General features: G+C 63.1%; 20 protein-coding genes. 5 read left to right on the top strand and 15 right to left on the bottom strand.

Annotated elements, in window-relative coordinates:
• Positions 1–20 precede the first annotated feature (20 nt).
• From ACPPVP_RS19645 to ACPPVP_RS19630, 4 genes are all read right to left on the bottom strand, one after another.
• The gene (locus ACPPVP_RS19645) at positions 21–1,043 is read right to left on the bottom strand and encodes an NADP-dependent oxidoreductase (RefSeq protein WP_426537198.1); all 1,023 of its coding nucleotides are present in this window, start codon (positions 1,041–1,043) and stop codon (positions 21–23) included.
• 181 nt (positions 1,044–1,224) lie between these two features.
• On the bottom strand, positions 1,225–1,848 hold the full coding sequence (locus tag ACPPVP_RS19640; protein ID WP_426537196.1) for a hypothetical protein: 624 nt from the start codon (positions 1,846–1,848) through the stop codon (positions 1,225–1,227).
• Between the two features lies 1 nt (position 1,849).
• Entirely contained in the window at positions 1,850–3,340 is a 1,491-nt protein-coding gene (gene guaB / locus ACPPVP_RS19635; RefSeq protein ID WP_426537194.1) for an IMP dehydrogenase, read from the bottom strand.
• A gap of 209 nt (positions 3,341–3,549) precedes the next feature.
• Positions 3,550–3,798, bottom strand: a complete 249-nt coding sequence (locus ACPPVP_RS19630; protein WP_426537192.1) for a hypothetical protein — start codon at positions 3,796–3,798, stop codon at positions 3,550–3,552.
• A 141-nt stretch (positions 3,799–3,939) separates the two neighbouring features.
• On the opposite strand from ACPPVP_RS19630, the gene ACPPVP_RS19625 reads away from it, so the two are divergent.
• Complete coding sequence (locus ACPPVP_RS19625; protein WP_426537190.1) at positions 3,940–5,415, top strand: DHA2 family efflux MFS transporter permease subunit; 1,476 nt, start codon at positions 3,940–3,942, stop codon at positions 5,413–5,415.
• A 103-nt stretch (positions 5,416–5,518) separates the two neighbouring features.
• On the opposite strand, the gene ACPPVP_RS19620 is transcribed toward ACPPVP_RS19625, so the two are convergent.
• From ACPPVP_RS19620 to ACPPVP_RS19595, 6 genes are all read right to left on the bottom strand, one after another.
• The gene (locus ACPPVP_RS19620) at positions 5,519–6,466 is read right to left on the bottom strand and encodes a hypothetical protein (RefSeq protein WP_426537188.1); all 948 of its coding nucleotides are present in this window, start codon (positions 6,464–6,466) and stop codon (positions 5,519–5,521) included.
• 56 nt (positions 6,467–6,522) lie between these two features.
• Entirely contained in the window at positions 6,523–7,002 is a 480-nt protein-coding gene (locus ACPPVP_RS19615) for a DsrE family protein (protein ID WP_426537186.1), read from the bottom strand.
• Between the two features lie 58 nt (positions 7,003–7,060).
• Complete coding sequence (locus tag ACPPVP_RS19610; RefSeq protein WP_426537184.1) at positions 7,061–7,990, bottom strand: hypothetical protein; 930 nt, start codon at positions 7,988–7,990, stop codon at positions 7,061–7,063.
• Entirely contained in the window at positions 7,987–9,000 is a 1,014-nt protein-coding gene (locus ACPPVP_RS19605) for a TAXI family TRAP transporter solute-binding subunit (RefSeq protein ID WP_426537182.1), read from the bottom strand. The genes ACPPVP_RS19610 and ACPPVP_RS19605 overlap by 4 nt, the downstream gene beginning before the upstream one ends.
• A gap of 329 nt (positions 9,001–9,329) precedes the next feature.
• Positions 9,330–10,034 (bottom strand): RlmE family RNA methyltransferase, encoded by a 705-nt coding sequence (locus ACPPVP_RS19600; RefSeq protein ID WP_426537180.1) that lies wholly within the window; start codon positions 10,032–10,034, stop codon positions 9,330–9,332.
• Positions 10,035–10,091: 57 nt separating this feature from the next.
• Positions 10,092–11,135, bottom strand: coding sequence for a Ppx/GppA phosphatase family protein (locus ACPPVP_RS19595; protein WP_426537178.1), 1,044 nt, complete (start codon positions 11,133–11,135; stop codon positions 10,092–10,094).
• Positions 11,136–11,345: 210 nt separating this feature from the next.
• Between ACPPVP_RS19595 and ACPPVP_RS19590 the strand changes: the two genes are divergently transcribed.
• On the top strand, positions 11,346–13,718 hold the full coding sequence (locus tag ACPPVP_RS19590; protein ID WP_426537176.1) for a xanthine dehydrogenase family protein molybdopterin-binding subunit: 2,373 nt from the start codon (positions 11,346–11,348) through the stop codon (positions 13,716–13,718).
• Between the two features lie 163 nt (positions 13,719–13,881).
• On the opposite strand, the gene ACPPVP_RS19585 is transcribed toward ACPPVP_RS19590, so the two are convergent.
• Positions 13,882–14,682, bottom strand: coding sequence for a hypothetical protein (locus ACPPVP_RS19585; RefSeq protein WP_426537174.1), 801 nt, complete (start codon positions 14,680–14,682; stop codon positions 13,882–13,884).
• A gap of 174 nt (positions 14,683–14,856) precedes the next feature.
• Between ACPPVP_RS19585 and ACPPVP_RS19580 the strand changes: the two genes are divergently transcribed.
• The 3 genes from ACPPVP_RS19580 (at position 14,857) to ACPPVP_RS19570 (ending at position 18,349) form a co-directional block, all read left to right on the top strand.
• Positions 14,857–15,342, top strand: a complete 486-nt coding sequence (locus tag ACPPVP_RS19580; protein WP_426537172.1) for a YaiI/YqxD family protein — start codon at positions 14,857–14,859, stop codon at positions 15,340–15,342.
• Between the two features lie 8 nt (positions 15,343–15,350).
• Positions 15,351–17,162 (top strand): ABC-F family ATP-binding cassette domain-containing protein, encoded by a 1,812-nt coding sequence (locus ACPPVP_RS19575; protein WP_426537170.1) that lies wholly within the window; start codon positions 15,351–15,353, stop codon positions 17,160–17,162.
• Positions 17,163–17,266: 104 nt separating this feature from the next.
• Positions 17,267–18,349, top strand: a complete 1,083-nt coding sequence (locus ACPPVP_RS19570; protein ID WP_426537168.1) for a D-TA family PLP-dependent enzyme — start codon at positions 17,267–17,269, stop codon at positions 18,347–18,349.
• An 88-nt stretch (positions 18,350–18,437) separates the two neighbouring features.
• Here the strand turns inward: ACPPVP_RS19570 and ACPPVP_RS19565 are convergent, their stop codons facing one another.
• From ACPPVP_RS19565 to ACPPVP_RS19550, 4 genes are all read right to left on the bottom strand, one after another.
• Positions 18,438–19,613: a TIGR03862 family flavoprotein gene (locus ACPPVP_RS19565; protein ID WP_426537943.1), complete on the bottom strand. Its 1,176-nt coding sequence runs from the start codon at positions 19,611–19,613 to the stop codon at positions 18,438–18,440.
• Positions 19,614–19,798: 185 nt separating this feature from the next.
• Positions 19,799–20,716, bottom strand: a complete 918-nt coding sequence (locus ACPPVP_RS19560; RefSeq protein ID WP_426537166.1) for an SDR family NAD(P)-dependent oxidoreductase — start codon at positions 20,714–20,716, stop codon at positions 19,799–19,801.
• 230 nt (positions 20,717–20,946) lie between these two features.
• Positions 20,947–21,426, bottom strand: a complete 480-nt coding sequence (locus tag ACPPVP_RS19555) for a MaoC family dehydratase (RefSeq protein WP_426537164.1) — start codon at positions 21,424–21,426, stop codon at positions 20,947–20,949.
• A gap of 3 nt (positions 21,427–21,429) precedes the next feature.
• Entirely contained in the window at positions 21,430–23,160 is a 1,731-nt protein-coding gene (locus tag ACPPVP_RS19550) for an AMP-binding protein (RefSeq protein ID WP_426537162.1), read from the bottom strand.
• Between the last annotated feature and the right edge of the window lie 6 nt (positions 23,161–23,166).

Here is a 23,166-nt window from a genome sequence, read left to right as displayed (position 1 = left end):
CTCCGAGATGTTATGACGGCTTACGCCTTGTCCGGCCCGACGCGCACCAGCTGCTTGCCAAAATTGGCGCCTTTCAAGAGCCCCATGAACGCTGCCGGGGCGCTATCGAGGCCTTCGGTGACGAACTCCTTGTGCTTGACCTTGCCCTCGCGCACCCAGCCCGACATGTCGCGCAGGAAGTCGCCGTGACGTGCGGCAAAGTCGCTGACGATGAAGCCGCGGATGGTCAGCCGCTTGGTCAAGACATTGCGCATCATCGCCGCCGCCCATTTCGGCGCCACCGCCTGGGTATCGTTGTAATGCGCGATCAGGCCGCAGACGGGCATGCGCGCAAAGGCATTGAGCAGCGGGAACACCGCTTCGAACACCGCGCCGCCGACGTTCTCGAAATAGACGTCGATGCCTTTCGGGCAGGCGTCCTTCAGCTTCGCCGCAAGATCGGGATCGCGGTGATCGAGGCAATCGTCGAAGCCGAGCTCGTTCTTGACGTAGGCGCACTTGTCCTTGCCGCCGGCGATGCCGACCGCGCGAGCGCCCTTGATGCGAGCGATCTGGCCGACCGCCGAACCGACGGCGCCGGAGGCCGCCGCGACGACCACTGTCTCGCCCGCCTGCGGCTTGCCGATGTCGAGCAGGCCGGTATAGGCGGTCATGCCGGGCATGCCGAGCACGCCCACCGCGGTCGAGATCGGCGCGATCTTGGGATCGATTTTGGCCAGGCCCTTACCGTCGGAGATCGCATGGGTCTGCCAGCCGGCGCGCGACAGCACGATGTCGCCCTTGGTGAAGGCGGAATTGTTGGACGCGATCACCTCGCTGACCGTGCCGCCCTCCATGACGCCGCCGATCGGCACCGGCTGGGCATAGGACGGGCCGTCGCTCATGCGCCCGCGCATATAAGGATCGAGCGACAGCCAGACGGTGCGCAGGAGAACCTCGCCGGCGCCCGGTGTCGGCACCGGGCATTCCTCGAGGCGGAAATCAGATGGCTTGGGTTCGCCGACGGGACGGGAAGCCAGAACGATGCGCTTGCCTTGGGACATGGGGTTCCTCCAAATGTTATTGTTCTTCGTCATGACAAGCCTAGCGACTTGTCCGCCGTAGCTCAATGAGCGCAGGGGGAAGCAATCCATCCTTGCCAAACAAAAGCTGGATTGAAACGCTTCGCGTTTGTCGCAGGCAATGACGGTCGTTGATTGCAATTACCGCCTGAGCCCCAAAGTATCAGGCCGCGATTTTGGAGAGCGCCGCCTCGAACGCGGCAGCCGCGCTCGCCAAATCCGTGAGGGCAAGCCCGCTATCCGCGGTCTGCTTCTGCGCTTCCGTCGCGGTGGGGCGAATCTCGGCGATCGGCTTTCCCCCATCGAGCAGGGCCAATGGCGCGATCACGTGAAACTCATGGGCTTCGACGGGCTGGTCTTTCAGCAGGAAGACACCGATCGAGACGATATCCGTGCCACGCCGGTATGAAATATAGCGGTCGACCGCGACCGAGCCGTCGCGTTGCATCCCGCCTAGTTTTGCAAAGCCATTTGAGTCCAGCAATTTGTGCGCCTTGAAGCCCTTCACGCCCGCCGATCTTGCTTTCGCTGTCTCCGCCGACAGATCGTATTTCGCGGCCATCGCCTTGCCGATTTCAGCGAGTTGCTCCGACATGCCGTGCTCGAACTCTTTCAGCTCGGTGCGCGGCTTCGATGCGTTGCGCGGCTTTGACGTATCCCGCTTGTCCATCTCGGCTTTGCATCGCGCGACGATCTCGGCGGCGGATTTCCGCTCAGCATTGGCGAGCAGATTCTTCAAATCCTGCTTCGAAAGCGCGGCAATCCTGTCGTCCGACCAATCGACCATACTAAACTCCGCCCGGATAGTTCGGGCTTTCCCGGGTAATCGTGACGTCGTGGACGTGGCTTTCGCGCAGGCCAGCGCCGGTGATGCGGACGAACTGCGCCTTGTCGTGGAATTCGGCGAGGTTGCGGGCGCCGACATAGCCCATGGCGGCGCGCAGGCCCCCTGCGAGCTGGTGCATGACATTGGCAACCGGGCCCTTGTAGGGCACCTGGCCCTCGATGCCCTCAGGGACCAGCTTCAGCGTGTCCTTGATGTCCTGCTGGAAGTAGCGGTCGGCCGAGCCGCGCGCCATCGCGCCGACCGAGCCCATGCCGCGATAGGCCTTGTAGGAACGGCCCTGCCACAGAAACACTTCGCCCGGCGTCTCGTCGGTGCCAGCGAGCAGCGAACCGACCATGGCGATGTCGGCGCCGGCGGCGAGCGCCTTCGCCAGATCGCCGGAATATTTGATGCCGCCGTCCGCGATGACGGGCACGTTTGCCTTCTTCGCCGCTTCCACCGCGTCCATGATCGCGGTGAGCTGCGGCACGCCGACGCCGGCGACGATGCGCGTGGTGCAGATCGAGCCCGGGCCGATGCCGACCTTGATCGAATCCGCGCCGGCATCGATCAGCGCCTGCGCGCCTTCTTTGGTGGCGATGTTGCCGGCGATGACCTGCACGGCGTTGGAAAGCCGCTTGATGCGGTTGACGGCTTCCAGCACGCGGGCGGAATGGCCGTGCGCGGTATCGACCACGATCAAATCGACGCCGGCATCGATCAAGAGCTCGGTACGCTCAAAGCCGCCCTCGCCGACCGTGGTCGCGGCCGCGGCGCGCAATCGACCCTGCGCGTCCTTACAGGCCAGCGGATGCGCGACCGCCTTCTCCATATCCTTGACGGTGATCAGGCCGACGCAGCGATACTGGTCGTCGACGACCAGCAGCTTTTCGATGCGGTGCTTGTGCAGCATCCGCTTGGCCTCGTCCTGGCTGACGCCTTCGCGCACCGTGACGAGGTTTTCATGCGTCATCAATTCGGAGATTTTCTGGCGCGGATCGGTCGCAAACCGCACGTCGCGGTTGGTGAGGATACCAACCAGCTTTCCCGGTACCCCCTTGGAAGCGCCGGTGACCACGGGAATGCCGGAAAAACCGTGATCGTTCATCAGCGCCATCGCGTCCGACAGCATCGCATCGGGGCCGATGGTCAGCGGATTGACCACCATTCCGGATTCGTACTTCTTGACCTGCCGCACCTGGGCGGCCTGCCCCTCGGGGTCGAAATTGCGGTGGATGACGCCGACGCCGCCGGCCTGCGCCATCGCGATCGCCATGCGCGCTTCGGTGACCGTATCCATCGCGGAGGCGATGATCGGGATGTTGAGCGGGATCGCGCGGGTGACGTGGGAGCGGATATCGGCCTCAGAGGGCAGGATATCCGAGAGACCGGGCTTTAGAAGCACATCGTCGAACGTGAAGGCTTCACGGATACCCTGAAGTCCCTGCGCCATTGCCAACTCCTTTCGGCGGCTCATCGCCGCGATCAGTTCTTATGGATGAACGCCGCCTCCGGCGATGCTATAGGCATCGCCGTCGAATCGAAGCCCATCGGTGGGGTTGACGGTGGTCGATAGCATGACGGAACGCCGAATCAAAGCGTTTGCCAGCTATGCACATGCTTTTCGGGAAAAGCCGCAATCCCAAGGGGTTAGCGACGGCCTTAGGACCGGTATCCCGGCGGCGGGCCGTGCTGGCGGATCGCTTCCACCACCTCGCGGTGCCGGCGGTCCTCCCGCTTCATGTGGACCACGATCAGCGCATGCGCCGAGGGCACCAGCAGCAAGACATGGAAAATCAGCCCGAAAACCAGGCAAAATACGATCAGGACCAGGTTGAAGATCGCCGAAAACGGCTGCCCGTTCAGGAGCAGTCCGAGCGGCGGCAACAAGGCGGCAAGAACGTAAATCATGCGGACCCTCCAGCGGCTGGCGGTGCATACCAGCGTCACGCAGGATTTAGGTGATTTGCCCCGTTCCGCAATGGCTTGTGCGACAACGGGATGATACAGGCCCCCTCGCCCGCCTCTATTACTCCCGGTCTCCCGATTCCGATGGACAAGCAACGCCTGATCCCGCTGATCGTCGCCACCGCCCTGTTCATGGAAAACATGGACTCGACGGTGATTGCGACTTCGCTGCCGGCGATCGCGGCTGACATCGGCACCAGCCCGCTGACGCTGAAGCTTGCCATCACCTCCTATTTGCTCTCGCTTGCCGTGTTCATTCCGGCCAGCGGCTGGACCGCCGACCGCTTCGGCGCGCGCATGGTGTTCTCGATCGCGATCGGCGTGTTCATGATCGGCTCGATCGGCTGTGCGCTGTCGCAGAACGTCACCCATTTCGTCATCGCCCGTATCCTGCAGGGCATGGGCGGGGCGATGATGACGCCGGTCGGGCGGCTGGTGCTGTTGCGCTCGATCGACAAGAGCGCGCTGGTCAATGCGATGACATGGGTGACGGTGCCGGCGCTGGTCGGACCGGTGATCGGCCCGCCGCTCGGCGGCTTCATCACCACCTATTTCTCCTGGCACTGGATTTTTCTGATCAACATCCCGATCGGGCTGCTCGGCATCTTCATGGCGTTGAAGTACATCGACCCGATCAAGAGCGAGGATCCCGAGCGATTCGATCTCTATGGGCTGATACTGGCCGGCATCGGCCTGGCCGGCATCGCCTTCGGCCTCTCGGTCGCGGGCCTCAATTTGCTGCCCTGGCCAATGGTTGCCGGCCTCGTCGCGGTCGGCACGATCTCGATGACGCTCTATGTGATGCACGCCCGGCGGACCGGATCGCCGGTGCTGGATTTCTCGCTGCTGCGGCTTTCCACCATGCGCGCCAGTATCATCGGCGGCTTCCTGTTCCGGCTCGGCATCGGCGCGCTGCCGTTCCTGCTGCCGCTATTGATGCAGGAAGGCTTTGGTCTGACGCCGTTCCAGTCCGGCCTGGTGACGTTTGCCTCGGCGGTCGGCGCCATGGGAATGAAGACGCTCGCCGCGCGCATCATCCGCGCCTTTGGTTTTCGCTACATGATGACGGTCAATGCGGTCGTGAGTGCGGTCTTCCTCGCCGCATGCGCCCTGTTCACGGTGACGACGCCGCTGTTGCTGATCTTCATCATTCTCGTGGTCGGCGGCTTCTTCCGCTCGCTGCAGTTCACCGCGATCAATACGGTCGCCTATGCAGAGGTCGAGCCGGCGCAGATGAGCCGCGCCACCACGCTGGTCAGCGTCAACCAGCAACTGGCGATTTCCGCGGGCGTCGCGGTCGGTGCGTTCTCGGTGGAATCAACCATGGCGTATCAGCATGTCACTGAGTTGAGCGCCGGGGTGTTCCCGCCCGCGTTCCTCGTGGTTGCCATCATCTCGGGCGTGTCGGCGTATTTTTTCTGGCAGATGCCTGACGATGCCGGCCACGAAATCTCGGGCCGCAAGGCGGTGGAGATTTCCAGCCGCAAGGGCGTGGAAAAGGCCGCGACCAAGGCCGCCAGCGAAGGCACCGAGGACGCGCGCGATCAGCGGCTGGGCTGACGGGTCTAAAGCCCTGTTTGCATCACGTGCCGGGTGTCCGGCTCCAACGGAACAGTGCACACCAGCGGTCGAACGACGACATGCCTGCCCTCATCCCGCTATTTTAGAGCGGAACGCGAAAAACACTGTAGCCTTCGATCGTCGAAAATCCGGTTTCCGGATAGACCAGGGTCAGGACGGCGGCCGGCGCCTTGCCACTGAGCAGCCGATCCATTGCCATGCTTTCACCCGTGGTGAGCAGGCTATCAGTCGCCCCCGCCGACGCGATCGCGGCTTGAATCCTGGCTTGCGAATTCAAATACTTGTCGTCTATTGCGATGATTTTTCCGGTGAGGTCGTATACCGACTTGATTTCCGGGCTAGCCACGACAATCGCGACCGACGGCTCGCCGCCGTTCGGCGAGGCTAACGCCTTCTTCTCGGCATCCCGCAACGTCATCACGTGCTCCGCGATGACAGTCGCGACCCGCATCCGCTCTCGCACCTTTCTGGCGGCGGCCAGCGCCGCGGGATCGACAACTTCGGCGCGGGCTTCCGGTGACGGAAGCGAAAGCGGGATGCGCGCCGATTGCGTATCGGACACCGCGGGATCCGCAGGCGCCAATCCGGCCACCAGAGGGCGATCCACCAGCGAAACTCGAAACACCTTGAAACCCGCGATTTCAGCGGACCACTCGGCCGTCTCTGGATAGGCCAGCGTCAGGACTGCCGCGGATACTTCCCCGTTGACCAGCCGGTCCAGCGCCTTCGCCCGGCCTTCGGCCAATTTCGCATTGACCGTTGCTTCGAGCTTGCGCCGCGCGTCGTCGTTCGACGCAGGCGCGGCTTCATCGATGGCAATGCTCTTGCCTGCCAGTTCCGACAATGACGTGACTTCCGGAACAGCCAACAGTAGCGCAACCGTTCGGCCCGCATCGCCCGGCGACGCCGGGGGCGCCTTGCTACGATCGTCCACCTGCGAGACGACCGTGCGATCCTGCGGCGTTAATTCCGATGCACCGGCGGCGCCAAAGCACGACAAGAAAATCAGCAACACCCATAACTGTCGCATAATGCCCCTCGAAACCATTGCCTGAACTCAAATCACTGCGCGACGGAAAATCCAGCTCACGGCCGCACGTAACTCCAGCCCTCTTCCTGTTTCTCCATCAACTGGACGACGCCTGACGGAACGATCGTGGCGTCGGAGAGCACCGCGACCGAGTGCCCCTCCTTCTTCTCCATGTTCTCCTTGGTGTTGCCGCAGGCGGAGAACTGGACCTTGCTGGGGAACGCCATGCCCTTCAGCTGCTTGATCCGGTCCTGCACCGGCGACGTGTCGGCGCGCAACATGTGCAGGCCCGGACCATAGGCAACAATGTCCACGTCAACGTCCTGGCCCTTGGCGCGGTAATACTCAATCACGTTCGTGGCGTTGTTCAGTGCGAGATTCATGACCGCCGGATCATTCTGATCGACATGTATGAGCAGTCGATGCGGCTTTGCCGGACGCGAACTATGTTGCTTCGCGCCCTGGGCCAGCGCGGCCGAAGCCATCGGCAAACAGACCATGGACGCCACGATCAACTGACAAAACCATCTACGCATGACAAAACTCTCCAAAAAAATACGCATGACGAACTTCTCAGAAATCGCCGATCCAGCCCTAGCGTCGCTCCGATGACTTGCTCGCCGTCGACGTCCACATGCAGGCCGTCGCGATCTTGTCGCGGATCACGTTCCATCCGGCGAGTTGGAAAGCAGCCTCACCATCCCGGCCAGCTCCATCGACCACAATGATCTTCAGACGCGCGTCCTCGGAAAACGACTGCAACAGCGCGGTCGCGTCCTCCCTGTAACTCGCCGTCTTCCCATCCGCGGATGCAGCCCAGCGCAGCTTGACCATTGGCTGATCGTTGATCTGGTAGGCGACGGGGATTTCGCCGCCACGCGACGCGCGCGTGGACCCCTCCATGCGCAGCCCGAGTTCGGTGCGGCGTCCGCGGCAACGAACCACCAGCGCCGTCGGCGCATTCTTGGTCTCGGACCGCGCGGGAATCGTCGCCGTGACGAGAGGGGAATAATCCACGGGCGAGGTCGTTTCGCTCACCGTCCAGCCCGAGCCTTGCGTGCCGGATGGCGCGGAGGTCGATGTGGTCGCCGTGCCCACTGATATCGCTGCGACAGATTTGTCCGAAGGAACCGCCCCCGACGTCTTGGCCGACTGGCTCTCGCTTTGGTCTGCCGAGGTGCCTGCGACCGGATTTACCGATGGAATCACCCCGGTGGAAATGACCTGCGAGGCGGCTTCGGCGGGCTTGTCGGACGAAACTGGGCCGGCAGCCGTCGGCGGCCGATCGACCGACGCAAAGGCCTGCGGTCCGGCGAGTTCAAGGCACGCGAGTTGCACCTTGCGTGCGTTCTGAAGGCACTGCTGACGCTGCGCCGTGTCGTTGGTGGAGGTCGAGCAGTTCTCTTCCGTGACACGTACCAGCTTGAAGCAGGTGTCCAGGCCCACGACGGTCTTGTTTGTGGACTGCGCGAGAACGACGGTGCTCGCGAGGCAGAGCGAGGTCGCGATCCACAGCGCTCTCATCGCGACATCTCGCTCTGTTTGACAGGATTGGTGCGATCAATCCAGTTTTGAGCGGCCCGGAATCGTTCAATGCCTGGCACGCCCTTCTTCAGGTCCATGTCCTTCCATTTCGGATCGAACCCGGGCGCCTTTAATTTTTCGACCCGGCTGAAGAACTCTTCCACGAAGCGTTCGACCCGGCGATAACGCGGCGTCTCCGGCCGCCAGTTGTACGATGCGAGAACGGTGGGAACCGCGATGGTGGCGACGCGCTCACCCTTCGCGATCAGGTTGGGATAGTCCGCGGACTCGAGCGACGAAGCGACATAGTAGTCCGAGAATTTCGGACCGAACTCGACAGGCAGAAACTTGAAGCCATCGTCCCATTTGCCCTTGACGAACGGGTCGACGGGCTTCGTCGTGATAAAGACGACGGCAGAAATCTCCCCGCGTTTCAGTTGCTCCAGGGCGACGGGGTGCGGGATGAACATCTTGTCGACAGTAACCCCCAGGCGGCTGAAAATCAGTGGCCCGGAATAGGCCGCGGCGGTGCCTTGCGTGTTGAAGTTGACTTTCTTGCCTGCGAGGTCCGCCAGCGATCGAATCTCCGGCCGGACGAAGATATGCAGGTCCGACGGAAACAGGTTCATGATCGAGACGATACGCTGCTGGATCTGCGGCACCTGCGTCTTGTACTCTTCAAGCGAGTCCGTGTTGATGATCGCCAGATCCACTCCCTTGAGATAGAGAAGATCGTTGACGTTTTCCGTAGGGCCCCGCGTCACGATCGGAAGAACGTGCACCTGACTGCTCTCATTCACCACCCGCGCAATTTCGGTAGCGAAACGGATCGGGGCGCCCTCCAGCAAACCGCCGGCAAGGCCCACAGTCCCGGCATTAATCCGTTCCCTGATCTGTTGTTCGCTCGGCGTCGGTGACGCATTCTGTGTTCTGGAGGATTGCGCGAGACTCGCGTCGCAGAACCCGACCGCGACGATAAGCGCGGCCACCAATCTTGTAAAAAAACGCATTACAAACACCTGACTAAAAACGCTGGACTACACAACAACACACGCGCGCTCGGCCCGAAAATCGAAACGAACGTCAGTAAAATTTTAATTCCTGCCCAGGGTTTATCGACGACCGCAGGCAACCATTAATTGTATAAGGCTTTTATTTTATTGGAGTTATTTCAATTTTAAATGTGGCCAATAATTGGTGAAATCACAAGGGATTAATTGGCGCGGAAATTTTTCCTGGAGGGGTTGGACCATGAGGATTGGCATCTTGTACGAGCAAAAATTAAGCGCAACAACCGTAGCGAACAAGAGGATGCCGCGCCGTTCGCCACACCTGTTCGTCAGCCGCCGACGATCGGCGACGTCTTCGCGCCGCCTCGAAATCCCATCGCCAGCACGTAGCGTTCGGATGAATCCTGGCGGCTTGATGCCGGTTTGACATGGCGCACGCTGGCGAAATCTCGCTTCAACTGCGCGACCAGTTCGGCGTCGGCGCCGCTCTGAAAGGCCTTGGCCAGAAACGTTCCGCCGGGATTGAGCACGTCGCAGGCAAACGCCGCCGCCGTTTCGATCAGGCCGACGATGCGCAACTGATCGGTCTTGCGGTTGCCGGTGGTGTTGGGCGCCATATCGGACATCACGACGTCGGCGCGGCCGCCCATCATGGCGATCAGCTTTTCAGGCGCGTCCTCGGCTAGGAAGTCGAGCTGCGCAAAATTGACGCCGGGAACTTCCGGCATCTCCAAGAGATCGATCGCCACCACCTTGCCCTTGCCGTTGACCGCACCGACGCGCTTGGCCGCGATCTGGCTCCAGCCGCCGGGGGCGGCGCCGAGATCGACCACGGCGACGCCGTGCTTGAGGAAATGATACTTGTCGTCGATCTCGATCAGCTTGTAGGCCGCGCGCGAGCGATAGCCGTCCCGCTTGGCCTGCGCCACATAGGGATCGTTGAGCTGCCGCTCCAGCCAGAGTTTTGATGACAGCTTGCGCTTGCCACCGCTTTTGACGGTGACGTGCAGCCGTCCGGTGGTGTCTTTTGCCATATCGGTTGGTGCCTTGAAATGTCAGACGCGATCTAGCACATCACGCCACGCGGCGCATTAGCACGCTCTGAGCGCGCCGTCCTCGCGCATCATCTCGACCAGCATGCCTTCGCGCAAGCCGCGGTCGGCGACGCGCAGCCGCGGCAGCGGGAAGGCATCGCGGATCGCATCGAGAATGGCGCAGCCGGCCAGCACCAGATCGGCGCGCTCGACGCTGATGCAAGTATTGTTGGCGCGTTCCTGATAGCTCATGCCGCGCAGCCGCTGGATCACCGTGGTGACGTCGGAACCGTTCATCCAGACGCCATCGATGCGGCGGCGGTCGTAGCGCGCCAGATTGAGATGGACGCCGGCGAGCGTCGTCACGGTGCCGGAGGTGCCCAGCATGTGCATGTCGCGCAAATCCGAGCCGTGCTGGGCTGCGAACGGAGCTACATATTGCGCGACCTCGCGCACCATGTGCGTATAGGATTCCGCGGTGACGTCCCTGCCGCCGAAATGCTCGGCCAAAGTGACGACGCCGAGCGGGATCGACATCCACGCCTTGATCCGAGGCGACGCATTCTGCTCGGCCGGATCGCGCTCGATCCGAACCAGTTCGGTCGAGCCGCCGCCGATGTCGAACAGGATGGCACCCCGCCCTTTTGCGTCAAGCAGCGGCGAGCAGCCGATCACGGCCAGCGTCGCTTCGGTCTCGCGATCGATCACCTCGAGCCGGATGCCGGTCTCGGCAGCGACCCGGTCGCGGAAGCTGTCGGCATTGGCAGCGGCGCGGCAGGCCTCGGTCGCGATCAGCCGCAGGCGGCGAGCCTTGCGGTAGCGGATCTTGTCGCTGCAGATGCTCAGCGCCGCGATGGCGCGGTCGATCGCCGCCTCGCTGATGGAACCGGTTGCGGAAATGCCTTCGCCCAGCCGGATGATCCGCGAAAACGAATCCATCACGCGAAACCCATCGCCGGCCGGACTGGCGATCAAAAGCCGGCAATTATTGGTGCCAAGGTCGAGCGCGGCATAAACGCCGTTTGCCGTGGCCGCCGCAACCGACCCTGACGGGCTTGCGCAGGCCTCAAGACCTTCGCGCAGCCGCGTATCCTCATTCATCAAAACTGTCTTTCCGCGGCCGCTTCCGGGCCGACGAAGAAAATTACCGTTCACAGAAACTTTAGCAGCGCCAAGGGGCTACGCAACAACCCATCACATAGGACTATGCCTAATCAGGCGTTGTCGGGCATGACGCGGTGCGTTATCTCAGCAGGAACCCGCCAAACCGGGAAAATCCCAGAGAATTCCCAGCATTTCAGGTGTTTTGCGATGCAAGATTACACGTCGGCTTCCTCCGTGGACAACGCTATTGCACTGCAAAAATACGGTGTGGGGCAGCCGGTGCGCCGCAAGGAAGACGACACCCTGGTGCGCGGCAAGGGTAAATACACCGACGATTTCACCCTGCCCGGCCAGGCCTATTGCTGGATGGTGCGCTCCAGCCATGCCCACGGGATCATCAAGGGGATCGGCACGGCGGCCGCCAAGGCCATGCCCGGCGTGCTCGGCGTCTGGACCGGCAAGGACCTGGAAGCCGCCGGCTACAACCCCTTTACCTGCGGCCTGCCGTTGAAAAGCCGGGACGGCTCGCCGCTGCTGCAGACCAACCGTCCGGCACTGGTCACCGACAAGGTACGCTTTGTCGGTGACCCCGTGGCTTTTGTGGTCGCTGAAACGCTGGCGCAGGCGCGCGATGCGGCGGAGGCCGTCGAACTCGACATCGAGCCCCTTCCCGCCGTGACCGATGCGGCGGAGGCTACAAAACCCGGCGCGCCGCTGCTCTACGACCACATCCCCAACAACGTCGCGCTGGACTATCACTATGGCGACAGCGCCAAGATCGACGCCGCGTTTGCCACTGCGGCGCATGTCACAAGACTCGACATCGTCAATACCCGCGTGGCTGTGGTCTCGATGGAGCCGCGCGTGGCGCTGGCGGCCTATGACAAGGCGAGCGAGCGTTTCACGCTTCAGGTGCCGACCCAGGGCGTCGCCGGCAACAAGGCCGGCTTTGCAAAAATCCTGAACGTGCCGACCGACAAGGTTCGCATCCTCACCGCCAATGTCGGCGGTTCCTTCGGCATGAAGAACATGCACTACCCCGAATACACCTGCATCGCGCACGCGGCGAAGGCGCTGGGACGGCCGGTGAAGTGGACCGATGAGCGCTCGACCAGCTTCCTGTCCGATAGCCATGGCCGCGCCCAGCTCATTCACGCCGAACTGGCGCTCGATGCCGAAGGCAAGTTTCTCGCGGTGCGTCTGCAGGGTTACGGTAATCTCGGCGCCTACATCACCGGCGTCGCGCCGGGGCCGCTGTCGCTCAACACCGGCAAGAATCTCGCCAGCGTCTACCGCACGCCGCTGCTCGGCGTCGACATCAAGACGGTGTTGACCAACACCACGCTGATGGGCGCCTATCGCGGCGCCGGCCGGCCCGAGGCCAATTACTACATGGAGCGGCTGATCGACCGCGCTGCTGACGAGATGGGCATCAACCGGCTGACGCTGCGCAAGCGCAACTTCATCAAGCCGGCGCAACTGCCGTTCGCGGCGGCCTCCGGCGTTACCTATGACAGCGGCGATTTCGCAGGCGTCTTCAATAAGGCGCTGGAGATTTCCGACCACGCCAATTTCGCCAGGCGCAAGAAGGAGAGCAGGAAGAGCGGCAAGCTGCGCGGCATCGCCGTCGGCTCCTATCTGGAAGTGACTGCGCCGCCGAGCGGCGAGCTTGGCAAGATCACCTTCGAGCCCGACGGTTCGGTGAAGCTGACCACCGGCACGCTCGATTACGGCCAGGGGCACGCCACGCCGTTCGCGCAGGTGCTGTCGGAGCAGCTTGGCGTGCCGTTCGAGAAGATCACCCTGGAGCAAGGCGATAGCGACCTCGTCCGTTTCGGCAACGGCACCGGCGGCTCGCGCTCGATCACGGCGACCGGTCAGGCGATTGTGGAAGCCTCCGCGCTCGTGGTCGCCAAGGGTAAGCAGGCCGCCGCGCATCTGATGGAAGCGTCCGAAGGCGATATCGAATTCGCACAAGGCCGCTTCACCATCGCCGGCACCGACCGCTCGATCGGCATCATGGAGCTGGCGCAGCGCGTGCGTGAAGGCAAGATGCCCGAGGGCGTGCCGCTGTCGCTCGACGTCGACCACGCCACCAAGGAAACGCCGTCGACTTTCCCCAATGGTTGCCATGTCGCGGAAGTGGAAATCGATCCCGAAACCGGTGTGACGCGGATCGTGCGTTATTTCGCCGTCAATGATTTCGGCACCGTCGTCAACCCGATGATCGTTGCCGGCCAGTTGCATGGCGGCGTGGCGCAAGGCATCGGCCAGGCGCTGATGGAGGAAGTCAGCTACGATTCCAGCGGCCAGCCGATCACCGGCTCCTTCATGGACTACGCCATGCCGCGCGCTGAGGATATCCCGCCGATGGAAGTCGGCGATCACCCCTCGCCGGCAAAAACCAATCCGCTCGGCACCAAGGGTTGCGGCGAAGCCGGCTGCGCCGGCAGCCTGGTCTGCATCGTCAATGCGGTGGTGGATGCGCTGTCGGAATATGGCATCACCCATCTCGACATGCCGCTGACGCCGGAGCGGGTGTGGCGGGCGATCCAGGATGCGAAGGCCAAGGCGGCGTGAAGTGATTGAACGTCGCCCGCTAACACACAGTCGTCATCGCCCGGCTTGACCGGGCGATCCAGTATTCCAGAGACGCCAGCGATAAAACCGGGAAGCCGCGGCGTACTGGATTCCCCGCTTTCGCGGGGAATGACAGGTGAGCTTGGGGCGCGAGGCGTTGCCCCTACGCCGCCGCCTGTTCGCGCGGCTGGTAGATCGCGATGTGGTGGCAATGGGCCAGCGGCGTCTTGCCGTTGGCGACGACCAGCGCGTCGAGCTCGACGAAGCGATGGCCCTTCTTGTCGTAATTGCCGACGACTTTGGCGCGCGCGGTCAATTCATCGCCGATGCGGGCGGCAGACAGCAGTTGCATCCGGGTGCCGACATGAATCCACGGACCCATGATCGCATTATCAACCAGTACCTTGTTCATCACCCGTGGCAGCAGGCCGGGGTGGCCGAGCCCTTCTTGGGTGTAGATCGGCTCAGTTTCGCGAATATCCGCCAGATACTCCTTGGCCGCATCCGCCGCCCAGGTACGCGGCACCGCGCCCAGCCATTTGCCGAGGGCATAGGACGTCGCATCCACCGGCTTGCGCTCGGCGACTGCCGCAACGTCGACAAAGTCGGAAAGGGAAAAGGATGGCGCTTCCGGTGGCAGTGAGGCCGTGCCGGTCGCGCAAAGCTCTCCCCGGCTCTCGACCTGGATCGCAAGCACGCCGCTGTTCTCTTCGCCGGTGACAACGGCCAGCTCGCCGTCATACACCGGCTTGACAAAGCGCGCCTCGATCAGGCCGCGTTCGAGGAAGGCGCGGCCCCATTTTGCGACCGGCAGGTGCATCATATAGGCCATGACGTCGACACCGGGCACCAGCCCGCCGATAAAACCGTAACGCTTCGCGACGGTGTCATCGTGCATCTTGTTTTCGGAATGCTTCGACGTGTTATAGGCCGAGACCCGATGCGGCTCGATACGGCTTGTCATGCCCGTTTCCTCTGCTTTTTTGTTCTTTTCAAGTGTTATCGTAGCGAAGAAAGTACCGTAGCAAGCGTGTTCCGACAGCTGTTTTCCTCGCATTTTTCCGCCCGGTGGAGTACCACGCGCGGACGAGAGAGCCTTACCGAATCCAATCCGATTGACTGACCTGAAGTGCCCGATTTGAACCCCACCCGCATCTATGTCGATGCCGACGCCTGCCCGGTGAAGGACGAGATCTATCGCGTCGCGCTCCGGCACGGCCTGCCGGTCAGCGTGGTCGCGGGCAATTTCATCCGCGTGCCGCAGGACCCGCTGATCGAGCGGATCGCCGCCGGTTCCGGCATGGATGCCGCCGATGACTGGATCGCGGAGCGCGCGGCAAAAGGCGATATCGTCGTCACCTCGGACATCCCGCTCGCCAGCCGCTGCGTGAAATCGGGCGCCGAGGTGATCGCGCCGAACGGCAAGCCGTTCACCGAACAATCGATCGGCATGACGCTGGCGGTACGCAATTTGATGACCGACCTGCGCTCGTCCGGTGAAATCACCGGCGGCCCGAAATCCTACTCCCCGCGCGATCGTTCGGCATTCCTGTCGGCGCTCGACCAGACCATCCGCCGCATCCAGCGCCAGCGGGCGCAACAGCCCGCACAAGATCAAGGTTGAAGCGAACGATGGCGCCACCGCTGATTCAGTTGAAAGATATAAGGCTCACGTTCGGCGGCACGCCGCTGTTGTCGGGCGTGGAACTATCGGTCTCGTCGGGCGAGCGCGTCTGCCTGATCGGCCGCAACGGCTCGGGCAAATCCACGCTGCTGAAGATCGCCGCCGGCACCGTCGAACCCGACGGCGGCAGCCGCTTCGTGCAGCCCGGCGCGACCATCCGCTATCTGCCGCAGGAGCCTGACTTCGGCGACCACGAGACGACGCTGGCCTATGTCGAGGCTGGCCTCGGCCCCGGCGACGATCATTATCAGGCGCGCTATCTGGTCGAGCAGCTCGGACTGCACGGCGACGAAGACCCGGCGCATGTCTCCGGCGGCGAGGCCCGCCGCGCCGCGCTCGCGCGCGTGCTGGCGCCCTCGCCCGACATTTTGCTGCTGGACGAGCCGACCAACCATCTCGATCTGCCGACCATCGAATGGCTGGAAAGCGAACTGGAAAGCCGCCGTTGCGCGCTGGTCATCATCAGCCATGATCGCCGCTTCCTCTCCAACCTGTCGCGCGCGACCGCCTGGCTCGATCGAGGCCAGATCCGGCAGATCGACCGCGGTTTCTCGGCATTCGAAGCCTGGCGCGACGAGGTGCTGGCGGAAGAAGAGCGCGACCAGCACAAGCTCGACCGCAAGATCGTCAACGAGGAACACTGGCTGCGCTACGGCGTCTCCGGCCGCCGCAAGCGCAACGTCAAGCGGCTCGGCAATCTGCATGCGCTGCGCGACCAGCGCCGCACTTACCGTGGCGCGACCGGCAATGCCAGCCTCGCGGCTGCGGAAGCCGACAAATCCGGCAAGCTCGTCATCGAGGCCAAGAACATCAGCAAGGCGTATGGCGACCGCACGATCGTCGACGGCTTTTCGATCCGGGTCCAGCGCGGCGACCGGATCGGCATCGTCGGCCCGAACGGCGCCGGCAAGACCACGCTGATCGAGATGCTGACCGGCGGCAGCCCGCCCGACAGCGGGACCATCCGGCTCGGCGCCAATATCGAGATGGCGACGCTCGACCAGCACCGCGAAAGCCTCGACCCCAAATCGACGCTGGCGGAAGCGCTGACCGGCGGACGCGGCGACCACGTCATGGTCGGCGGCAAGCCGAAGCACGTCGTCAGCTACATGAAGGACTTTCTGTTCGCGCAGGAACAGATGCGCACGCCGCTGGAGGTGCTTTCCGGCGGCGAGCGCGGCCGGCTGATGCTGGCGCGCGCGCTGGCAAAGCCTTCCAATCTATTGGTGCTGGACGAACCGACCAACGACCTCGACCTCGAAACCCTTGACGTACTCGAGGAGATGCTCGGCGACTATGAGGGCACGGTGATCCTGATCAGCCATGACCGCGACTTCCTCGACCGCGTCGTCACGTCCGTGATCGTGCCCGAGGGCAATGGCCGCTGGATCGAATATGCCGGCGGTTACACCGACATGCTGGCGCAGCGCGGCGAGGACCTCGCGCGCGAGGCTCCCAGTATCGCTACCGTCGAGGAAAAGAAGGAAACCAGGGCGGCCGCCCCTTCTGCGACGCCAAGGCGCCGGCTGAACTTCAACGAGAAGCACGCGCTGGAAACGCTGCCGAAGACGATGAAGAAGTTGCAGGCCGAGATTGCCAAGCAGCAAAAGCTGCTTGACGATCCCGACCTCTACGCCAAGGATCGCAAGAAGTTTGACGCGGCTTCATCTGCGATTGCAAAGGCGCAGCAAGAGCTGGCCGAGGCCGAGGACAGGTGGCTGGAGCTTGAGGTTTTGCGGGAAGAGATAGAACAGGCCTGAGCGTAGGATGGGTAGAGCGAAGCGAAACCCATCATGAGCCATTGACGGAATTGATGGGTTTCGCTTCGCTCCACCCATCCTACGGTTCGAACAAAGAGAAGAGCATGACAACGCCCCTCGCCGCCAAGATCGCCCGTGAATACGGCACGCCCTGCGCTGTGATCGACATGGATCGCGTCGAGCGCAACATCGCGCGGATCCAGGTGGCCTGCGACACGGCCGGCGTAGCTAACCGCCCGCATATCAAGACTCACAAGAGCCCCTTGTTGGCACAGATGCAGGTCGCGGCTGGCGCGAAGGGCATCACCTGCCAGAAGATCGGTGAGGCCGAGGTGATGGCGGAAGCCGGCATCGACGACATCCTGATCAGCTACAATCTGATCGGCGAGGAGAAGATGGCCCGCCTCGCCGCGCTGCAGGCCAAGGCCCACTTGACGGTAGCCGCCGACAATTCGACCGTGATCGCTGGCTTGCCGCAAGCCGCCGCCACTTCCGGCCGGCCGCTTTCAGTCGTGGTGGAATGCGATACGGGCCGCAAGCGGGCTGGTGTCGAAACGCCAGGTGAGGCCATTGCGCTGGCCCGCGAGATCGCGGCGTCCAAGGGGCTGCAGTTCGCGGGCTTCATGCTGTATCCGACCGAGACCGGCTGGACGGAGGCGCAGAAGTTCTTTGACGAAGCACTGGCCGGCGTCCGTGCGCTTGGGCTCGACGCGGCGATGGTGTCAACCGGCGGTTCGCCGAACCTGAAAAATCTCGGCAAGCTCAAGGGTGCGACTGAGCATCGTCCCGGCACCTATATCTACAACGACCGCATGCAGGTTGCGGCCGGCGTCGCCGATTGGGACGATTGCGCGCTCAACATCTATTCCACCGTCGTCAGCCGCGCCGGCCCGGACCGCGGCATTCTCGATGCCGGCTCGAAGACGCTGACCTCAGATACCGGCGGCGGGCTTGAAGGCCACGGGCTGATCCTGGAGCACCCCGAGGCGAAGATCGCGCGCTTTGCGGAAGAGCACGGCTTTCTCGACCTGGCCCGCAGCAACACGCGGCCCGTCGTCGGCGACGTCGTGCGGATCGTGCCCAACCATGTCTGCGTCGTCGTCAACATGATGGACGAGGTGGTGATGGTGCGCGGTGACGAGATCATCGGCACGCTGCCGGTCGCGGCAAGGGGGAAGCTGCGGTAGGCATCCCCGTAGGATGGGTAGAGCGAAGCGAAACCCATCGAGACTTGCCGAGCTGCCCGATGATGGGTTTCGCTTCGCTCTACCCATCCTACGAATTTAGCCACTTCAGCGCGCCCCGCCCTGCGGCTGCTCCCGTCGCAAACGACGCCTGCAGGAGATAGCCGCCGGTCGGCGCTTCCCAATCCAGCATCTCGCCCGCGGCGAACACACCGGGCACCCGGCGGAGCATGAAATCGCTATCGAGTTCGTCGAATGCTATCCCGCCCGCAGTCGAAATCGCCCGCGCGATTGGAGACACGCCGTTGAGCTGCACCGGTACCGCCTGGATCAAGCGGGCGAGATCAACGGGCGAAAGCGATGACAACGACAATCCGGATGCTTTGGCGGCTTCTTGCAACAGCCCGATCGCAACGGGCGAGAGATTTGCCGCCTTGCGTAGGAAGTTCGAGAGGGACTGCTTGCCCTTCGCCGCCGACAATTTCACCGTCAGTTCGCCGATCTCCGTGTCGGGACGCAGGGCAATATTGAGCGTGGCCGTTCCATCGCGCAGGATCGCCTCGCGCAACTCAGCCGAAAGCGCGTAAATTGCGCCTCCTTCGATGCCAGCGCGGGTGACGATGGCTTCGCCGCGCACCGTGTGTTTGCCAAATGTCAGCGCCACAGCCTTGAGCGGCTGACCTTCGAAACGATCGCGGAAAATTTCGGACCAGGCGACGGTGAAGCCAGAATTTGCAGGCCGCAGCGGCGATATCTTCACGCCCCTGGCCGCGAGAATCCCGGCCCAGGCGCCATCAGAGCCCAGCCGCGGCCAGCTCGCGCCGCCGAGCGCCAGCACTGTCGCGCGCGCTTCGGCGAATTGCTGCCCATCCGGCGTTTGAAAACGCAGACGGCCCTGCTCATCCCAGCCGGTCCAGCGGTGACGCAGCGTCAATTGTACGCCCATTGAATCCAGCCGACGCAGCCAGGCCCGCAGCAAGGGCGATGCCTTGAAGGCTTTTGGAAACACCCGGCCACTGGAGCCGACGAAAGTTTCCTGCCCCAGCGCCCCGCTCCAGTCACGCAAGGTGCTCGGTGGGAACGCTTCGACGGCGGCTTGCAGGTGCGGCATGGCCTCGCGGTAGCGTGCAAGGAATTGGGGCAACGGTTCGCTATGCGTGAGGTTCAACCCGCCTCGCCCCGCCATCAGGAATTTGCGGCCGGCCGACGGCATCGCGTCGTAGATTGTGACGCTGGCGCCGCCTTGCGCGAGTACGTCTGCGGCCATCAGGCCGGCGGGGCCGGCGCCGATGATGGCGACGTTTTTGGGAGGTGATGACATGGCAGGAGTGTAGGCCGGATCGGCGGTTCGTAGGGTGGGCAAAGCGAAGCGTGCCCACCACTATTCACCGGCGTTGGTGATGCATGGTGGGCACGGCGCTTTGCGCCTTTGCCCACCCTACGAGACCGAGCCTACAGCTTGATCCCCGCCCGTGCCGCGGCCTGCGCCACATATTTCTGCGTCTGCTCGAACGCGCCCTGCAGCGCCTTCGCCTTCGAGACATCGTCGATCTCGGCAAAGTGTGCCGCGATCGCATCCGGTGTCCAGTCGGACTGGGCCAGATTGATGCCTTCGGTCTCGATGATCTTGATCACGGCGAACGAGCCCGCGCCCGCGCCCATGATGGTGCGGGTCGGCGCGTCCTCGCTGAGCAGGAATTCCACCGCCGGCGTGATCGCCTCAGGGCGCATCAGGGCCAGCGCCTGCGGCGGCAGCAGTTCTTCGGTCATCCGGGTCGCCGCGGTCGGCGAGATCGTGTTGACGCGGATGTTGTTCTTGCGGCCTTCCTCGGCCAGCACGTTCATCAGGCCGACCATGCCGGCTTTGGCGGCGCCGTAATTGGCCTGGCCGAAATTGCCGAACAGGCCCGACGACGAGGTGGTGACGACGATACGGCCGTAATTGCGCTCGCGCATGCCGGCCCACACCGCCTTGCAGCAGTAGAAAGTGCCGACGAGATGGACGTCCAGCACCTTTGCGAAATCGGCGACTTCCATTTTTGCAAACGACTTGTCGCGCAGGATGCCGGCGTTGGCGCATAGCAGATCGACGCTGCCCCATTCCTGGGTGGCGCGGTCGACCATGGCGGTTACCTGCTCGAAGTTCGAGACATCGGCGCCATCGGCCATTGCCGTGCCGCCGGCTTTACGGATTTCCTCGACTACGGTTTCGGCAGGCGTCAGCGACCCGCCGGTACCATCGCGCGCACCGCCGAAATCGTTGACCACCACCTTGGCGCCGCGGCTCGCCAGCCCCAGCGCATGCGCCCGTCCCAGACCATTGCCCGCGCCGGTGACGATAGCGACGCGTCCGTCAAACCTGATTGCCATGAGTAATCCTGGTTTCTTCCTTCTCCCCTTGTGGGAGAAGGTGGCGCAAAGCGCCGGATGAGGGGTTGTTTCGGCTGGCGTGCTTGTGGAGAGAACCCCTCACCCGTCGCCGAACTGCGTTCGGCGCCCCCCTCTCCCACAAGGGGAGAGGGTGATACCGAGCCCGCGTTTGACTGTTTTTGAGCAGCGATGGATTGCCGGGTCAAGCCCGGCAAACGATGAATGAGAGATCAGTCGAAATAGATCAGCCCGATCCAGTCAGCCACCAGCGCCGGCTTTTCCTCGCCCTCGATCTCCACCGTCACATTGGTGCGCGATTGCAGCTCTTTCGGCTTGCGCAGCTTGGCTTCCATCAGCGTGAAGCGGCCACGGACGCGCGAGCCGGCCCGTACCGGGGAGAGGAAACGGAGCTTGTCAAAGCCGTAATTGACGCCCATCGCGGTGCCTTCGATGACCGGCATCACCTCATAGGACATGATGCTCATCAGGGACATCGTGAGGAAGCCGTGGGCGATGGTGTTGCCGAACGCGGTTTCCTTCTTCGCCCGCTCTGGATCGACATGAATGAACTGATGGTCCTCGATCACGTCGGCATAGACGTTGATCCTGTTCTGGTCGATCAGGTGCCACGACGACACCCCGATCTCCTTGCCGACCATGGCCTGATAGGCCTCAAATGAGACCGGCGGCTTCTTCCAGACTTCATTCATTGACTAGGTCTCCAGCCCGGCGGTCCGCACCTTCTGCAGCTCCGGGAATTCTTCTTCGCGGAACTCGGCGCCGCGCAGTGCGTCGCTTCTGACATTATCATGTTCCAGCCGGCGCAACTGGACGCGACGGATCTTTCCGGAAATCGTCTTCGGCAGTTCCGTCACCAGTTCGATCTTGCGAATACGCTTGAACGGCGCAAGCCGGGTGTGGAGATGCTTGAAGATCGACAGCGCGGTTTCGGGCGAACGTTCCACGCCGGACACCAGCAGCACATAGGCCTTCGGGATCGCGAGCCGGATCGGATCCGGGCTCGGCACGACGGCGGCTTCGGCCACCGATTCATGTTCCAGGAGCACGCTTTCCAGCTCGAACGGACTAATGCGGTAGTCGGAAGATTTGAAGACGTCGTCGGAGCGGCCGACGAAGGTGAGATAGCCTTCGTCATCGGCGAACACCACGTCGCCGCTGCGGTAGAGATCGCCGTCCGCGCCGCTCAACTTGCCGTCCTCGCCCTGATAGCCCTGCATCAGGCCGGCCGGGCGATCAGCACCCAGCACCAGCGTCACCTCGCCCTCTTTGGTGACGGGACCGTCATTATCGGTGATCTGCACGCGATAGCCCGGCAGCGGGCGGCCCATCGAGCCGACTTTGACCTTCTGGCCCGGCGAGTTGCCGGCCAGCGCCGTGGTCTCGGTCTGGCCATAGCCGTCGCGGATGGTCAGGCCCCATGCCGCCTTCACCTGATCGATCACTTCGGGATTGAGCGGCTCGCCCGCGCCGCAGACCTCTCGCAGGCTAACTTTGAAATCAGCGAGCTTTTCCTGAATGAACAATCTCCATACCGTCGGCGGCGCGCACAGCGTGGTGACGCCGCAGCGGCCGACGGTCGCAAGCAGCGCCTTGGCGTCGAAGCGCGGCTGGTTGACCACGAACACGGTCGCCCCCGCATTCCACGGCGCGAAGAAGCAGCTCCAGGCATGCTTGGCCCAGCCTGGCGACGAGATGTTCAGATGCACGTCGCCCGGCTGCAGCCCGAGCCAGAACATCGTCGACAGCGCGCCGACGGGATAGCTACGCTGGCTGTGCCGCACCAGTTTTGGTTTTGCGGTGGTGCCCGAGGTGAAATAGAGCAGCATCGGATCGTCGGCGTTTGTCGGGCCGTCCGCCGCAAACGTCTCGGAGCTGTTTGCCGCTTCCTCAAATGGCAACCAGCCGTCATGCGTGGACGTGGCACCTACCACGATGCGCACCAGATTTTCGCTGCCGAGGCCAGCAAACTTCGCGACCTGATCCTGCGAGGCCACCACCACCCTCGCCCGGCCGCGATCGAGCCGGTCACGCAGTTCATCGGGAGTGAGGAGCGTGGTCGCGGGGATCACCACCACGCCGAGCTTCATCGCCGCCAGCATGGTCTCCCACAGCGGCACGACGTTGCCGAGCAGCAGCAGCAAATGATCGCCGCGCTTCAGGCCCTGCGCGCGCAGGAAATTCGCCACCTGGTTGGAACGGACCGAGAGCGTCGCGAAGGAAAGCTTTGTTTCCTTGTGGCCGGCATCGACGATCCAGAGCGCCGTGCGATCCCGGCTATCAGGATTGCGGGCGAGTTCCGCATCGAACCAATCCAGCGCCCAGTTGAACGGAACCGGATCGGGCCAGCGAAATCCCTTCACGGCCGCATCGTAATCGGTGCGGTGCTTGAGCAGAAAGGCGCGCGCTTCCTGGAATGTTGTCATGCTGTT

Source organism: Bradyrhizobium sp. McL0615 (assembly GCF_049993905.1).
Classification (GTDB): Bacteria; Pseudomonadota; Alphaproteobacteria; order Rhizobiales; family Xanthobacteraceae; genus Bradyrhizobium.
This window is presented reverse-complemented; position numbering and strand designations above follow the sequence as displayed.

Coding starts and splice junctions, on each gene's coding strand:
- ACPPVP_RS19560 (WP_426537166.1), bottom strand. CDS start 20,716: ATGGCAATCAGGTTTGACGGACGCGTCGCTATCGTCACCGGCGCGGGC.
- ACPPVP_RS19640 (WP_426537196.1), bottom strand. CDS start 1,848: ATGGTCGATTGGTCGGACGACAGGATTGCCGCGCTTTCGAAGCAGGAT.
- ACPPVP_RS19590 (WP_426537176.1), top strand. CDS start 11,346: ATGCAAGATTACACGTCGGCTTCCTCCGTGGACAACGCTATTGCACTG.
- ACPPVP_RS19565 (WP_426537943.1), bottom strand. CDS start 19,613: ATGGCCGCAGACGTACTCGCGCAAGGCGGCGCCAGCGTCACAATCTAC.
- ACPPVP_RS19625 (WP_426537190.1), top strand. CDS start 3,940: ATGGACAAGCAACGCCTGATCCCGCTGATCGTCGCCACCGCCCTGTTC.
- ACPPVP_RS19630 (WP_426537192.1), bottom strand. CDS start 3,798: ATGATTTACGTTCTTGCCGCCTTGTTGCCGCCGCTCGGACTGCTCCTG.
- ACPPVP_RS19550 (WP_426537162.1), bottom strand. CDS start 23,160: ATGACAACATTCCAGGAAGCGCGCGCCTTTCTGCTCAAGCACCGCACC.
- ACPPVP_RS19575 (WP_426537170.1), top strand. CDS start 15,351: ATGGCGCCACCGCTGATTCAGTTGAAAGATATAAGGCTCACGTTCGGC.
- ACPPVP_RS19600 (WP_426537180.1), bottom strand. CDS start 10,034: ATGGCAAAAGACACCACCGGACGGCTGCACGTCACCGTCAAAAGCGGT.
- ACPPVP_RS19615 (WP_426537186.1), bottom strand. CDS start 7,002: ATGCGTAGATGGTTTTGTCAGTTGATCGTGGCGTCCATGGTCTGTTTG.
- ACPPVP_RS19610 (WP_426537184.1), bottom strand. CDS start 7,990: ATGAGAGCGCTGTGGATCGCGACCTCGCTCTGCCTCGCGAGCACCGTC.
- ACPPVP_RS19585 (WP_426537174.1), bottom strand. CDS start 14,682: ATGACAAGCCGTATCGAGCCGCATCGGGTCTCGGCCTATAACACGTCG.
- ACPPVP_RS19555 (WP_426537164.1), bottom strand. CDS start 21,426: ATGAATGAAGTCTGGAAGAAGCCGCCGGTCTCATTTGAGGCCTATCAG.
- guaB (WP_426537194.1), bottom strand. CDS start 3,340: ATGGCGCAGGGACTTCAGGGTATCCGTGAAGCCTTCACGTTCGACGAT.
- ACPPVP_RS19645 (WP_426537198.1), bottom strand. CDS start 1,043: ATGTCCCAAGGCAAGCGCATCGTTCTGGCTTCCCGTCCCGTCGGCGAA.
- ACPPVP_RS19620 (WP_426537188.1), bottom strand. CDS start 6,466: ATGCGACAGTTATGGGTGTTGCTGATTTTCTTGTCGTGCTTTGGCGCC.
- ACPPVP_RS19605 (WP_426537182.1), bottom strand. CDS start 9,000: ATGCGTTTTTTTACAAGATTGGTGGCCGCGCTTATCGTCGCGGTCGGG.
- ACPPVP_RS19595 (WP_426537178.1), bottom strand. CDS start 11,135: ATGAATGAGGATACGCGGCTGCGCGAAGGTCTTGAGGCCTGCGCAAGC.
- ACPPVP_RS19570 (WP_426537168.1), top strand. CDS start 17,267: ATGACAACGCCCCTCGCCGCCAAGATCGCCCGTGAATACGGCACGCCC.